Below are 13,315 nucleotides of genomic sequence, written 5' to 3'. Positions count from 1 at the left end.
GAGTACTTTCTCTTTGTTGATATATCATGGATTTGACGAGAAATTTCCTATTTATATTATGCATAAAAAATTTTTTCTTATGATTTATTTTTGAAAATAAAAAAACACTCAGACGTGTTGTTCGTCTAAGCGTGAATCCATTGCTATTTAATTAGGATACTCGAGATAGTCCATTAAGGAACGTCGTCTCATCTCTTCTTCCATTAACTGTAAAAATTCGTAGCTGAGTCTTAGTTCTGTGGCTTTTTTGTAGGATTCAATCAACAATTCATCCGATAAGTTTTCCAAGGCTTGTCCCTCCATTAGATAGGATGTCTCCTACATGTTATAGTTAATGTAGCATGAAAAGTGAAAACGGACAACTGTTAACTTATCTACAATCGATTGTTTATAACTTGTGTATAAAACAAAGAAAAGTTGATTCAAACTTGATAGAACAAGTGTGGATCGTGTGAACAAAGTTATCCACAACCTAAACTTTTGTAGTAATTTGTCGAACGATTTTATGAATCAGGTAAAAAATACCTATGAATTTAAGACATTTTGTCACAATGTATGATATAATTTCTATTTTCTATGAGATATCTTTGAACAAAATAAAAAAATTGTTTATGATAGGAAAAGATATGTATATTATTGAAGAAATGGTAGAGGTGGACATAATTGCTGAAAAAATTTTTGCCAAATGAACATGTAAAACGTGTGCTGGATATAACCCCTGCGAAACTGCGTGAAATGGGGATTAAAGGTGTTATCACTGATTTAGATAATACACTAGTAGCTTGGGATGTTAAAGATGCTACACCAGAAGTAATTAAATGGTTTAAGGAAATGAAAGAAAATGATATAAAAGTAACGATTATTTCAAATAATGATGAAGAACGGGTTAGTGTTTTTTCAGAGCCATTAGAAGCACCGTTTGTATACAGTGCAAAAAAACCGCTTGTCCGTGCATTTAACCGAGCGGCCATACAAATGGGCTTGAGTAAAGAAGAAATCGTTGTAATTGGTGATCAGCTGCTTACGGATGTTCTTGGCGGTAATTTTGCAGGATTTCATACGATACTAGTAGTGCCAATAGTAGAGACAGACGGAAAAATAACAAGATTTAACCGGATGATTGAACGACGTATTTTAAACTGGATGCGGAGAAAAGGTATGATCACTTGGGAGGAAAAGTAATGGAGAAGATTTTTTGCGAAGGTTGTGGAGCGGAAATCCAAACCGAAGATAAAACTAAATCAGGTTATGTTCCAAAGAGTGCATTGGAAAATGAACATATTATTTGTAAACGATGCTTTCGTTTAAAGCATTATAATGAAGTACATGACGTTGAGTACACGGATGATGATTATTTAAGAATGATTAATCAAATAAGTGATACTAATAGTTTAGTCGTAAAAGTAGTGGATATTTTTGATTTTAACGGTAGCTTTATAACAGGTTTGCAACGATTGACAGGTAATAACCCGATCGTTTTGATTGGAAATAAGGTAGACCTTTTACCGAAATCGACCAATAAAAATAAGCTGATTCGATGGATGAAAAAAACAGCTAGCGACTATGGCCTGAAAATACAGGAAGTATTTTTAGTTTCTGCTGCAAAAGGACAAGGCTTTGACGAGGTAGAAGAAGAGATCGAGAGCAGGAGAAATGGAAAAGATGTCTATGTGGTAGGTTGTACCAACGTTGGTAAATCAACGTTTATTAACCAATTAATTAATCGATCTAGTGGGGTTAAAGATGCAATCACTACCTCGTATTTTCCAGGGACTACATTAGGCTTTATTCAAATTCCATTGGACCAACATTCATCCTTGTATGATACGCCAGGTGTTGTTAATAGAACACAACTTGTCCATTACGTTACAGACAATGACTTAAAAATAATTACACCGAAAAAGGAAATCAAGCCCAAAATATATCAGCTTCAGGATCAGCAGACGCTCTTTTTTGGAGGATTTGCTCGATTTGATTTCGAAAAAGGATTGAAACAATCATTTGTTTGCTATTTTTCTAATCAATTAATGATTCATCGTACCAAGTTAGCGTATGCAGATGATTTTTATCAAAAACATGTTGGTGATTTATTACAGCCACCAAGTCCGGAAACGCTCGAACAGCTTCCGCCATTATCAAAGCAAACAATAAAAATCCCAAAAGAAAAAACAGATATCGTCATTCCTGGTCTTGGCTGGATTACCGTACCAGAGGGTGGGATTACCGTTACGATACATGTCCCTAAAGGAGTGCAAATTTCGATACGAGCTGCTTTAATTTAAGATGGAGGGGAAAAATTATGGGGTATCACTTAGGATTGATCGGTCATCCAATCAGTCATTCACTTTCACCATGGATTCATCAGCAATTTTTGGATTTGGCAGAGCTTGATGGGGAATATAAATTATATGAAGGAGACCGAGAAGCACTGCCAAAAGTATTGAGGCATTTAAAAGAAAGTGAAATCGATGGCTTTAATGTAACTGTTCCATATAAACAGGTAATGGTTGATTATATGGATGAAGTGGATGATGATGCAGCGACTCTTCATGCTGTTAATACGGTTGTTAATATTAATGGAAAGTGGAAAGGCTATAGTACAGATGGAGAAGGATATGTGCGTTCATTGAAGGAGCGATATCCTAATCTTTTAAACCGTAACACATCTGTGTTATTATTAGGTGCTGGTGGAGCTGCAAGAGGTATTTGCCGGGCTTTAAGCGGACAAGGAATAGACACTATTGATATCGCCAATCGTTCCATAGAAAAAGCTGAAGAGCTTTTGTCTGTAAGACTAGGTGAAGTAAAATCAACTGTATTAACCTATCAGCAAGCTGAGGAACAACTGGCTAAATATGACGTTATTGTCCAAACAACTTCGGTCGGAATGAAACCGAACGCTGGTGATCAAATAATCCGATTGGATAATATTCGTCAAGATACAGTTGTAAGTGATATTGTCTATCAGCCGATTATGACGAAGTTGTTACGAGATGCAAGTGAGCGTGGAGCGAGTATTCACCATGGACACGCCATGTTATTGTATCAAGCACAATTAGCATTTGAAATATGGACAGGAAAAAAACTTGATGTCGCACATTTAGTGAATAAATTGGAAAATAAACTAAGAGGTGAATAATTTGAAATTAACTGGAAAGCAGAAGCGCTTTTTACGCGCTGAAGCACACCATCTGAACTCAATATTTCAAGTAGGAAAAGATGGTGTCAATGACAACATGATTAAACAAATAAGTGAAGCATTGGAAAAGCGTGAATTGATCAAGGTTTCTGTATTACAAAATTGTATCGAAGATAAAGACGATGTAGCGGAAGCAATCGCTGAGGGAACTGGCGCTTTTATCGTACAAATTATCGGAAATACAATTGTGTTATATAAAGAATCAGAAGAGCATAAAAACATTACCTTACCATAAAGTAGGTGGAAAGTTTGAAACGAGTCGGGTTGTTTGGTGGCACGTTTGATCCACCACATTACGGTCATTTATTAATGGCGGAGCAGGCATACCAGCAATTGTCGCTTGACGAGGTTTGGTTCATTCCTTCCTATATGCCGCCCCATAAAGCAGAAGCCAAAACAACTGCAAGAGATCGTGTTGAAATGACGAAAGCTGCTATTCATGGACACCCTGCTTTTCATGTCAATACGATGGAAGTGGAACGAGAAGGGAAATCCTATACATTAAATACGATTCAAACATTGAAAGAGCAATATCCTAATGATCAATTTTATTTTATTATTGGTGGGGACATGGTCGATTATTTGCCAAAATGGTATCGAATTGAAGAATTGCTGCAATTAATTACCTTTGTAGGTGTTGATCGTCCAGGTTCTTCACAGAAAACACCATATCCTGTAGAAAAAATCGAAATGCCTTTGGTCGATATTTCATCAACTATGATTCGAATGCGGGTTAGTAAAGGCCAATCTATCCGCTATTTAACGACACCAGAAGTTATTGCAATCATTAATAAATACAAGTTATATTCATAAAATGTAATAATCCTTTTTCTTAAAAAAGGGAGAGTGAAAGAACATGGAACGTAAAGAAGCACTTAAGATAGTAGAGAAACAGCTTACGAAAACTAGGTACGAGCACACTGTACGGGTAATGGAAACAGCGTTAAAATTAGCCGAACATTATCGATTGAACGAACAAAAAGTAGCGCTTGCGGCTATTTTTCATGACTATGCGAAGTACCGACACCCTGAAGAAATGAAACGATGGATTATAGAAGAGAAATTGCCACACGATTTATTAGATTATCACGAGGAACTATGGCATGGTCCAGTCGGTTCGAGAATGATTGAACGTGAAGTAGGTATTCACGATTCGGAAATACAAAGTGCGATTTTTTGGCATACTACAGGTAAAAGGAATATGACACTTATGGAAAAAGTGATTTTTATTGCAGACTATATTGAACCGGGGCGTGATTTTCCAGGAATGGAGGAAATTAGATCAGTCGTCTTTGATGACATCGACCGGGCTTGCTGGATGGCAGCACGAAATACCATTAGCTATTTAATGAGTAAAAATCAACCGATTTATCCAGATACATTTCAATTATATAATGAAAAATTAGGGAGGAACATGAATGGAAAGTAAACAATTAATTGATCTAGTAGCGAAAGCGTGTGATGACAAACGAGCGGAGGATATTGTCTTATTAGACATGAAAAATGTTTCGTTAATTGCTGATTATTTTCTAATATGCGAAGGGACTAATGAACGCCAAGTCCAAGCAATCGCACGTGAAGTGAAAGACATTGCTGATGAACAAAATATCGAAGTGAAGCGAATGGAAGGATTCGATCAAGCAAGATGGGTATTAGTCGATCTTGGAGATATAGTCTGTCACATTTTTCATCGTGATGAACGAGGGTATTACAATTTAGAAAAACTTTGGGGAGATGCTCCTCAGCTAGAAGTGAAATTATAAAGATGGTTTATTCGAAATTAGCATATATTTATGATGTATTAATGGATGATGCCCCATATGAGGAATGGCAATTTTTTGTTGAACATTTTTGCGAAAAACGTTCCAAGATGCTCGATCTTGGCTGTGGGACTGGCAGGCTAAGCAATCAATTTGCTAAAGCAGGGTTTTCCGTAACTGGAGTTGACTTGTCTGAAGATATGCTTGCTTTTGCTCAAGCCAACACAACTGGTGTTCAGTTTATTCAACAGGATATTCGCGAATTACAAGGATTGACCGGATTTGATATAGTTGTCAGTCTCTGTGATGTAATCAACTATATTAATTCTAAGGCTGACTTAGAAAAGGTATTTATCAATGTGAGGGAAAGCCTTGTAAAGGATGGACTATTTATATTCGATGTCCATAGTATAAAGCATTTTCAGGAAAATATGGTCGGACAAACATTCGCAGAAATTTATGATGATATTTCATACATCTGGTTTTGTGAACAAGGGGGAGAAATAGGAAGTGTTGAGCACGATCTTACTTTTTTTCTCTTGAACGAAGAAACCGGTGAATATGAGCGTTTTGATGAACAACATAGCCAGCGGACTTTCTCTGTAGAAACATACAAGGAGCTCCTCGAAAAAGCAGGATTTGAATCTATTACGATTTATGGTGATTTTTCTCTTGAAAAGTCAAATAAACCTGAAGAGAACCAACGAAACTTTTTCGTTTGTAGAAAGGGATAGGCCATTTATGGCTTATCTTTTTATATGGAAGAGAGATGTGGTACAACGTAGAAGGATCGTCCAATAAAGGCAGTCTAAATTGCAAAATATCGGTAACTCACGTCAAAGGAATAATTGCTAAGTGATGTATTCTTTGTGTATTAAATAATTTTTCTGTACTAATTCTTTTGTGTGCCTATAGTTCATTTATTTGACGTTGACGGCGCTTATTCGTTATTTTATTAATATGCATGAAAGTATCATGCCCATTATCTTTTAAGGAGGAAAAAGAAAATGGCAAAACGTGTACTGATGGTAGTTACCAATCACACAACCATTACAGATGATCATAAAACAGGGCTATGGCTGGAAGAATTTGCTGTTCCATACTTAGTATTTAAGGAAAAAGGCTACGATGTTACAGTAACAAGTATTCAAGGTGGTGAAGTAGCGTTAGATCCAAACAGTATGGAAGATAAGCCAGAATGGAAAGAAGCAGAAGCGGAGTTAAAGTCAACGATAAAATTAACCAAGGAACATGCCGATGCTTATGATGCCATATTTTTACCAGGTGGTCACGGAACGATGTTCGACTTTCCAGATAATGAAACATTGCAATATGTATTACAACAATTTGCTGAGGATGGACGAGTTATCGCTTCTGTATGCCATGGTCCGGCTGGAATTGTCAATGTAACATATGAAGATGGCACACCATTAGTGAAAGGGAAAAAGGTTACCGCATTTACGGATAGTGAAGAAATGGAAATGCAATTAGATCAGCATATGCCATTCTTATTAGAAAGTAAAATCCGTGAAAAAGGAGCAGATTTCCAACACGCTGACAATTGGACAGACTTCTCCGTTAGAGATGGTAATCTTGTAACGGGTCAAAATCCACAATCAAGTCGCAGTACTGCTGAAAAAGTAATAGAAGCATTAGAAGCATAAACGATAGAAGGAGGGACAAGCTTTAAAAGTTTGTCCCTCTTTCTTCTATGAACTGTAAAGTTTATCTCAAACAATCCGTTATGGATTTAAGACAATTTTAATACAATTATCTTTTTTCTGATTAAAAATCTCGTATCCATAGGCAGCATCATCTAACGGCAACTCGTGGGTGATCATCGTTGTTGGGTCAATTATACCATCCAGAATTTGCTGATATATAGGCTCCATGAAAGATCTTGCATGAGCTTGTCCCGTTTTTATTTGAATATTTCTGGAGAAAAAAGCACCCAGTGGGAAAAGATTATAATTACCTCCATAAACTCCAGTAATTTGGTAAGTTCCGCATTTCTTCACTGCTTTTGTTGCAATTTGAATAGGGCCAAGCGTACCACCTTGTAGCTTTAATTTTTGTTCGACAAATTCAAGGGGAGATTTTTTACCATCCATACCGACACAATCAATCACCACATCGGCGCCACCTTTGGTCACTTCTTTTAATGTTTCTCCCATATCATCGTACTCTGTGAAATTATACACCTCCGTATGATGGTGTTTTTTTGCATGCTCTAATCTGTAAGGGATGTAATCAACCGCAATGACACGCTCTGCTCCATTTAGCCAAGCAAACTGCTGTGTCATTAATCCAACTGGTCCGCAGCCAAGGACAATAACAGTATCACCAGGTTTGACTCCGGCATTTTCAACACTCCAACGAGCGGTTGGTAATACGTCTGATAAAAATAAAAGGGATGAATCGTCTAATTCACAATTTTCTGGGATAAGGAAGGGGGTGAAATTACCATATGGGACTCGTAAATATTCTGCTTGGCCTCCAGGATAATTTCCAAACTTTTCAGAGTAACCGAGATACCCACCGGAATCATAGTGAGGATTAGCATTATCACATTGGCTTTCATGATGTGATTCACAATAAGGACATCTTCCACATGCAACGGTAAAAGGTATCACAACACGATCTCCTTTTTTAACTTTGGTTACATCTGGACCTACTTCTTCAACAATCCCCATTGGTTCGTGACCAATCTGATAACCGATAGGAAGGGGGAAATTTCCTTGATATAAATGTAGATCGGAACCGCAAATCGCGGTCGATGTTATTCTGATAATGACATCCTCTGAATCCTGGATACTGGGAAAAGAAACATCTTTCACGGCAACAGAGTATTTTCCTTGATAGGTAACTGCCTTCATTCACATTTCACCTCAGACTTTTGTTATGAGTTTATTTTAGCATTCCAAAATGGAGTGAAGTTATGCACAGCTTGAAGAATTGTGCTAACCGCTTTTATCGAAGAAAAAAATGATCTCTGTATTAAGCAGAGATCATTTATAAAAACAAGTGGTTTTTGTACTTACATGGACTGTGTGTTTTTATTACTATTATTGATTTCATTCATTTTGAAGAAGTAATAGCCAGATTTAATCATCGCAACCTCACCTAAAGCAAACTCAGTACCAGGGATTAATTGAAATTAACATGTAAAATTCGTAAACAATTCAGGATAACACCAATTTATTTGGAATGGATTATTTAAAGTGACTAATTTCATGGTAAAATAGTCTTATTCGTGTTTTAAAGAAGGAAGTGTAGTATGAGTAAATTGAGTAATTGTCTTGATATGCTTCAGATTTTAATGGCAAGACCAAAAGTGAAAATTAGTGAATTGGCAAATGAACTGGAAGTAAAACCAAGAATGATTCGTGTTTACCGTGATGAATTGGAGAAAGCGGGGATTTATATTGAAAGTGTGCGAGGAGTAAATGGTGGCTATTCGCTTGACAGGCGATCTGTACTTCCAATTAGAAATTTCAGTTCTGCTGAAGTGCAAAAGCTGCAAATTGCGATCCAATCTTACTTATCTAAACAGCCTGACAATGATAGTACTCTAGCAAATGCATTAGAAAAAATAAAAGCAGCCCAACGAGATCAATCATTGAGCAGCAAACATTTTTACTTTGCTCATGATTATTTAATTAATACAGAGATAGGAAATGAGTCAGAACATTATAAAAAATTGTATCAGGCGTTTAATTATCGTCATAAAGTAATGATTACATATGCTGCGGCGTCAACGAATACTGTCACAAAACGAACTATTCATCCATATGCCTTTGTCGTTTATGAAGAAAATATTTATTGTGTAGCTTTCTGTGAGCAAAAAAATGCAATGCGTACTTTTAAAATTATCCGTATTCATCATGTGCATTTACTGGAGCAAACCTACTATCTGCCAGATGACTTTGACATAAGAAAACAATTCCCTTACTTAGGATTTATTCATGAACCTAAGGAAGTGGAAGTAATTATTGAAACACCTTTCGCCAATCAGGTAAAGGAATCGATCTACAGTGCTGACCAAGTAATTGAGGAACTACCAGATAATGCGATTCGCTTTAAAGCCACATTAAATGGAGAACTATCCATAAAAAAATGGATTTTAGGAATGGGAACAAAAGCAAAAGTAATTGCTCCGTATTGTTTGAAAATGGAAATTCAATCGGAAATTGAGAAAATGTTACAATACTATCAAGAAAGTTAAAAATTATATTTTTAGTCGCCCCTTTCACGATAAGAGAGAGGGCTTTTTTTTGAGAAGTCATAAATGAATTATATAACTGACATTGATAATGCCACTTTATCCTATAAGATTAGTTTGTATTAAACAATAACATTGAAAAAGAAGGTGAATAACATTGTTCGAGAAGATCATTTTTTCGCGCTCATCTGGTGATGGTGGTTGTCCAGAATTTGATGTGTTCGTACATAATAAGGGGGAAGCTAAATGGTTCGGGAGTAGATATGTCCATCATTATGGGGAGAAAGTGTTTTATATTGATCAACGACGCCTGCAACAATTAGATGAAAAGTTGCAATTATTTAACTTTCGTCATTTCACCTATCCGACTGCTGCGATTTCTACTCCGGGTCAGTCATCTTGTACAATATGGGTAAAATTTGAAGACGGCTTTGTTAAAGAGGTAGAACATTATCTTGGAGATGGGGCGAGACAAGGAACAAAAGATGCACAAGACTTTCAAGAACTTGAGCAGTTTGAGAAGGAGATAGAGGAAATATTGGGACTAAGAAAATTTATCTCTTTAACTAAACGGTCATAAGTTTCGCTAGTTTCTAATTATATTTTTTGATTATTGAAAGTCTTCCTTACTTTAGTGAGGTAGGCTTTTCTTATTTTACTGCTGTAATATCACGCTCGTTATAAGGACTTAAATATTCACGTGTAACCAGAAAATTTTACTAGCTTGTATCCTAATAAACTTTATTGTCTAATGTAGTATTATTAGCCTGTATTTATATTGTGTGAATGGGAAAAATTCTTGTTTATAAGCAAAAAGAGTCTATTATAAAGGTATCCATTTATTATATAATAATAAAGGCGGTGTCTAGATTGTTACTTTTCAATATAGACACCAACTCGTATACAATTCCCCTCAACAGCCAGTTAAAATTACCCAAGAGTTTCTTAGAGTAGGAGAAGAAGGCAGGTACTTAGAAATGAAACGATTTCCAAAAGGTATCCAATTTTGTTATCAATGGCGAAGTTATCAAAAAAATGTTCTCGACAATTTAGACTATCATTTAAAAAATAAACACCTTCATCTTGTAGCGCCACCTGGTTCAGGAAAAACTGTGCTTGGATTGGAAGTAATGAGAAGACTTAATAAAGCAACCTTAATTGTCGCACCTACATTAGCAATAAGAAATCAATGGGCAGACCGTTTCACCTCATTGTTCCTGCAGCAGACAGATCGTCCCGATTGGCTTTCCACTGATATTAGAAAGCCTGCTTTTATGACAATTACTACGTACCAAGGATTATATTCCTTATTACAGCAAGATGCCGATAATAATGACCCAGAAGAAATAGATGATGTCGTAGAGGAACAATTTTCTATACGGGATACAGAGAAACAAAAAGCTATTGATACACTTTATGGGCAAAATTTCCAAACGGTTATTTTAGATGAAGCACATCATTTACGAACCAGTTGGTGGAAAACGGCTATCTATTTTCGGGATCAATTAAAAGATCCTGCTGTAGTGGCATTGACTGCAACACCACCCTATGATGTTGGTCAGGCAGAGTGGCAAAAATATATTGAATTATGTGGACCGATAGATGAAGAAATTGAAATTGCTTCATTGGTTAAAGAAGGAGATCTTTGTCCCCATCAAGATTATATCTGGATGTCTCAGCTTACGAAGAAGGAAAAAGAACCAATTGATATTTTTCACAACGAGGCAGAGGAAGTAAGGATCTCCTTATTGCAAAATGTTTCTTTTCAGAAATTAATAGAGTCACATCCGTGGATAGAAGCGGATAATCTAATGGAAGAAAAACTAGCAAACTATCGTTATTTCATTAGTATGATTGTTTATCTAAAGGAGGTAGGTAGTGAGAAATGGTTTCTACCTTTTAAAGTGATAGGAGAAAAAGCGAACAGCTTACCTGCGTTTGATTTGGAGTGGGCTGAAGAGCTGTTAACTCATTTATTATACCGAGATAAATACGTAATGCCCAAAGAAACTCCCTTGCTTGAAATTAGAAAACAATTATCAGGAATACGTGCTATCGAGCGGAGAAGAGTGAAATTAAATGCTACAGTAGCGATGGAGCGGCAACTGTTACAAAGCACATCAAAGTTAGACAGTATTGTAGAGATCGTTCAATTTGAAAGAAATACCCAAAAGGATGCTTTACGTTTAGTAGTATTAGCGGACTACATTTATAAAGATGATTTACCACAAAGCAAAGGTTCGCTAAAACCAATTACTCGTTTGGGTGTCATTCCTATTTTTGAAAAGCTACGTCGAGAAAACATCAAGAATTGTCGTCTAGGTGTATTAACAGGATCTGTTGTTATTGTGCCAAAGGAAGCGGTAGAATTATTACATGAAAATAACCTTTCCTTTGTCGTAGAAGAGCTAGTAGCAGATGATCGGTACGTACAAATACATTGGAAAGGAAAATCAAGTCAGGAAATGGTTAAAGTAATCACTTTCATTTTCTCCAAAGGGTTGATCAATGTGTTGATCGGTACTACTGCTCTGTTAGGGGAAGGTTGGGATGCTCCAAGTGTTAATACGCTTATTCTCGCATCTTATGTTGGCAGCTTTATGCTCACCAATCAAATGAGAGGTAGGGCGATTCGCTCAGAACCAGGGAATAAACAAAAAGTGGCTAATATCTGGCATTTAGTTTGCGTTGACAATAGAGCATATGACGGCGGTTATGATTTTCAGTCATTGAAGAGGCGGTTCCGATCTTTAAATGGGGTGGATGCCGAGCTGGCAGTTATCCAGTCAGGAATAGAAAGGTTAAGAATAGCTGCTCCGCCTTTATCTACTCATACGATTATGGAGAATAATATCATGATGAAAGAAAGAGCAACAAATCGCTTAAGTCTCTTTAACAGATGGAAGGAAGCAGTACAAAAAGGAGAAAAGAAAAGAGAAGAAGTTATAGTCGATCAAGAAGCATTACCAAAACCATTTGTTTTTCGAAATACATTAAAATCGCTGCTAGTGGTAGTACTCACTATATTAATAAGTATGTTACAGGCTATAGGAGAAGAGGGATATCGGACATGGAATGAATTGCTCAATTCGTTAATGATTGTGTTAATGATCGGAATAATCATTGCTACACCATGGTGGTGGAAAGCATTACGTATCTTTTTGTTCAATGGGACGATAGAGTCCCGAATGAATCGTGTCCTGGAAGTAATATATATGACTCTTTATGAAATAGGTGAAGTAAAAACTCCAATAAGTCAAAATAAGATTATCAGTGAGAAAAAGGAGGATGGAAGTGTACATTGTTATCTGGAACAAGGTAGTACGTATGAGCAGAAGCTTGTTCTTTCATCGATTCAAGAACTCGTTGATCCAATAGAGAATCCGAGGTATATTTTACACAGGAAATCCGGCAAGAAGTTTTGGGTGCGTCATGATTATCATGCGGTTCCACAAGAAATTGGACGCAAAAAAGAATATGTCGAAATTTTCTTTAGAAAATGGAATAAAAAAATTGGAAAAGCTGAAATGATATATACACGAACACCAAAGGGAAGAAAAACATTACTTAAAGCAAGAATCCGGGCAATGTCCTCCAAGTTTATACCTATATCTAAACGCCAAAGCGTATGGAAATAAATAATTCCTATTTATTCAATATTCCTCCGCAGTTTGTAACATTAACTGAAATATTGAATATGGTAGCAATATAAACTTCCTAGGAGGGATACCCATGTATTATCAGCCAGAGCAAACTAATCCATATCACGGAAATCTGTATGGTCAGACAATGGAAGATCGACACATGAATGATAGTCAACATAAAAAACGAATGCATGAAATGTGTAAAGAATATCATTTGTATTTTATGCAGTTCCAAACAACGGATGGTGGTATGCTTGAGGGTATAATAGAGGATATAGATGAAGACGGTATAATATTGCTTATACCAAGTGGAGATATGGAAAGAGTGGACGAAACACAACGCCAATTTGGTTTTGGATATGGTTACGGTTATCCTAGAAGGTTCCGTCGCTTTAGACGCCAAAGGCTTCCTTTTATCTTAATACGAAATTTGCTTTTTCCTTTTTATTATTTCTATTAAATCTGTATATTTGGAAAAAATCTCAAATGC

General features: G+C 36.3%; 15 protein-coding genes. 13 read left to right on the top strand and 2 right to left on the bottom strand.

Annotated elements, in window-relative coordinates; genetic code table 11:
• Positions 1-147: 147 nt before the first annotated feature.
• Positions 148-288, bottom strand: coding sequence for a sporulation histidine kinase inhibitor Sda (locus ACTNEP_RS05735; protein WP_441160776.1), 141 nt, complete (start codon positions 286-288; stop codon positions 148-150).
• A gap of 375 nt (positions 289-663) precedes the next feature.
• Here ACTNEP_RS05735 and ACTNEP_RS05730 point away from each other — a divergent pair, with 375 nt between their 5' ends.
• From ACTNEP_RS05730 to ACTNEP_RS05690, 9 genes are all read left to right on the top strand, one after another.
• Positions 664-1,182, top strand: a complete 519-nt coding sequence (locus ACTNEP_RS05730) for a YqeG family HAD IIIA-type phosphatase (protein WP_441160775.1) — start codon at positions 664-666, stop codon at positions 1,180-1,182.
• Entirely contained in the window at positions 1,182-2,282 is a 1,101-nt protein-coding gene (gene yqeH, locus ACTNEP_RS05725) for a ribosome biogenesis GTPase YqeH (RefSeq protein ID WP_441160773.1), read from the top strand. Before ACTNEP_RS05730 ends, yqeH begins: the two co-directional genes overlap by 1 nt.
• Before the next feature lie 17 nt (positions 2,283-2,299).
• Positions 2,300-3,139: a shikimate dehydrogenase gene (gene aroE, locus ACTNEP_RS05720; protein ID WP_441160772.1), complete on the top strand. Its 840-nt coding sequence runs from the start codon at positions 2,300-2,302 to the stop codon at positions 3,137-3,139.
• A gap of 1 nt (position 3,140) precedes the next feature.
• A complete protein-coding gene (gene yhbY, locus ACTNEP_RS05715; RefSeq protein WP_441160771.1) occupies positions 3,141-3,434 on the top strand; it encodes a ribosome assembly RNA-binding protein YhbY in 294 nt (97 codons plus the stop codon).
• 14 nt (positions 3,435-3,448) lie between these two features.
• Positions 3,449-4,012, top strand: a complete 564-nt coding sequence (locus ACTNEP_RS05710) for a nicotinate-nucleotide adenylyltransferase (RefSeq protein WP_441160770.1) — start codon at positions 3,449-3,451, stop codon at positions 4,010-4,012.
• Positions 4,013-4,055: 43 nt separating this feature from the next.
• A complete protein-coding gene (yqeK, locus tag ACTNEP_RS05705; RefSeq protein WP_441160768.1) occupies positions 4,056-4,628 on the top strand; it encodes a bis(5'-nucleosyl)-tetraphosphatase (symmetrical) YqeK in 573 nt (190 codons plus the stop codon).
• Positions 4,618-4,962, top strand: coding sequence for a ribosome silencing factor (gene rsfS, locus ACTNEP_RS05700; RefSeq protein ID WP_441160767.1), 345 nt, complete (start codon positions 4,618-4,620; stop codon positions 4,960-4,962). The genes yqeK and rsfS overlap by 11 nt, the downstream gene beginning before the upstream one ends.
• A gap of 2 nt (positions 4,963-4,964) precedes the next feature.
• Positions 4,965-5,693 (top strand): class I SAM-dependent DNA methyltransferase, encoded by a 729-nt coding sequence (locus ACTNEP_RS05695; RefSeq protein WP_441160766.1) that lies wholly within the window; start codon positions 4,965-4,967, stop codon positions 5,691-5,693.
• Positions 5,694-5,966: 273 nt separating this feature from the next.
• Positions 5,967-6,623 carry a type 1 glutamine amidotransferase domain-containing protein gene (locus ACTNEP_RS05690; protein ID WP_441160765.1) on the top strand — a complete coding sequence of 219 codons (657 nt, stop codon included), beginning with the start codon at positions 5,967-5,969 and terminating at the stop codon, positions 6,621-6,623.
• A gap of 78 nt (positions 6,624-6,701) precedes the next feature.
• On the opposite strand, the gene ACTNEP_RS05685 is transcribed toward ACTNEP_RS05690, so the two are convergent.
• Complete coding sequence (locus ACTNEP_RS05685) at positions 6,702-7,835, bottom strand: zinc-dependent alcohol dehydrogenase (RefSeq protein WP_441160764.1); 1,134 nt, start codon at positions 7,833-7,835, stop codon at positions 6,702-6,704.
• 401 nt (positions 7,836-8,236) lie between these two features.
• Here ACTNEP_RS05685 and ACTNEP_RS05680 point away from each other — a divergent pair, with 401 nt between their 5' ends.
• The 4 genes from ACTNEP_RS05680 to ACTNEP_RS05665 all read left to right on the top strand — a co-directional run bounded on the left by ACTNEP_RS05680 (position 8,237) and on the right by ACTNEP_RS05665 (position 13,285).
• Positions 8,237-9,184: a helix-turn-helix transcriptional regulator gene (locus tag ACTNEP_RS05680; RefSeq protein WP_441160763.1), complete on the top strand. Its 948-nt coding sequence runs from the start codon at positions 8,237-8,239 to the stop codon at positions 9,182-9,184.
• A gap of 154 nt (positions 9,185-9,338) precedes the next feature.
• On the top strand, positions 9,339-9,761 hold the full coding sequence (locus ACTNEP_RS05675) for a DUF6438 domain-containing protein (protein ID WP_441160761.1): 423 nt from the start codon (positions 9,339-9,341) through the stop codon (positions 9,759-9,761).
• A gap of 397 nt (positions 9,762-10,158) precedes the next feature.
• Complete coding sequence (locus ACTNEP_RS05670; RefSeq protein ID WP_441160759.1) at positions 10,159-12,819, top strand: DEAD/DEAH box helicase family protein; 2,661 nt, start codon at positions 10,159-10,161, stop codon at positions 12,817-12,819.
• A gap of 94 nt (positions 12,820-12,913) precedes the next feature.
• Positions 12,914-13,285 (top strand): hypothetical protein, encoded by a 372-nt coding sequence (locus ACTNEP_RS05665; protein ID WP_441160758.1) that lies wholly within the window; start codon positions 12,914-12,916, stop codon positions 13,283-13,285.
• Positions 13,286-13,315 lie beyond the last annotated feature (30 nt).

The organism is Gracilibacillus sp. HCP3S3_G5_2 (genome assembly GCF_052063305.1).
GTDB lineage: Bacteria > Bacillota > Bacilli > Bacillales > Amphibacillaceae > Gracilibacillus.
This window is presented reverse-complemented; position numbering and strand designations above follow the sequence as displayed.

Excerpts from the sequence above, each read along its gene's own strand:
- yqeH (WP_441160773.1), top strand. The coding sequence starts at position 1,182 with ATGGAGAAGATTTTTTGCGAAGGTTGTGGAGCGGAAATCCAAACCGAA.
- aroE (WP_441160772.1), top strand. The coding sequence starts at position 2,300 with ATGGGGTATCACTTAGGATTGATCGGTCATCCAATCAGTCATTCACTT.
- yqeK (WP_441160768.1), top strand. The coding sequence starts at position 4,056 with ATGGAACGTAAAGAAGCACTTAAGATAGTAGAGAAACAGCTTACGAAA.
- rsfS (WP_441160767.1), top strand. The coding sequence starts at position 4,618 with ATGGAAAGTAAACAATTAATTGATCTAGTAGCGAAAGCGTGTGATGAC.
- ACTNEP_RS05695 (WP_441160766.1), top strand. The coding sequence starts at position 4,965 with ATGGTTTATTCGAAATTAGCATATATTTATGATGTATTAATGGATGAT.
- ACTNEP_RS05690 (WP_441160765.1), top strand. The coding sequence starts at position 5,967 with ATGGCAAAACGTGTACTGATGGTAGTTACCAATCACACAACCATTACA.
- ACTNEP_RS05685 (WP_441160764.1), bottom strand. The coding sequence starts at position 7,835 with ATGAAGGCAGTTACCTATCAAGGAAAATACTCTGTTGCCGTGAAAGAT.
- ACTNEP_RS05680 (WP_441160763.1), top strand. The coding sequence starts at position 8,237 with ATGAGTAAATTGAGTAATTGTCTTGATATGCTTCAGATTTTAATGGCA.
- ACTNEP_RS05670 (WP_441160759.1), top strand. The coding sequence starts at position 10,159 with ATGAAACGATTTCCAAAAGGTATCCAATTTTGTTATCAATGGCGAAGT.
- ACTNEP_RS05665 (WP_441160758.1), top strand. The coding sequence starts at position 12,914 with ATGTATTATCAGCCAGAGCAAACTAATCCATATCACGGAAATCTGTAT.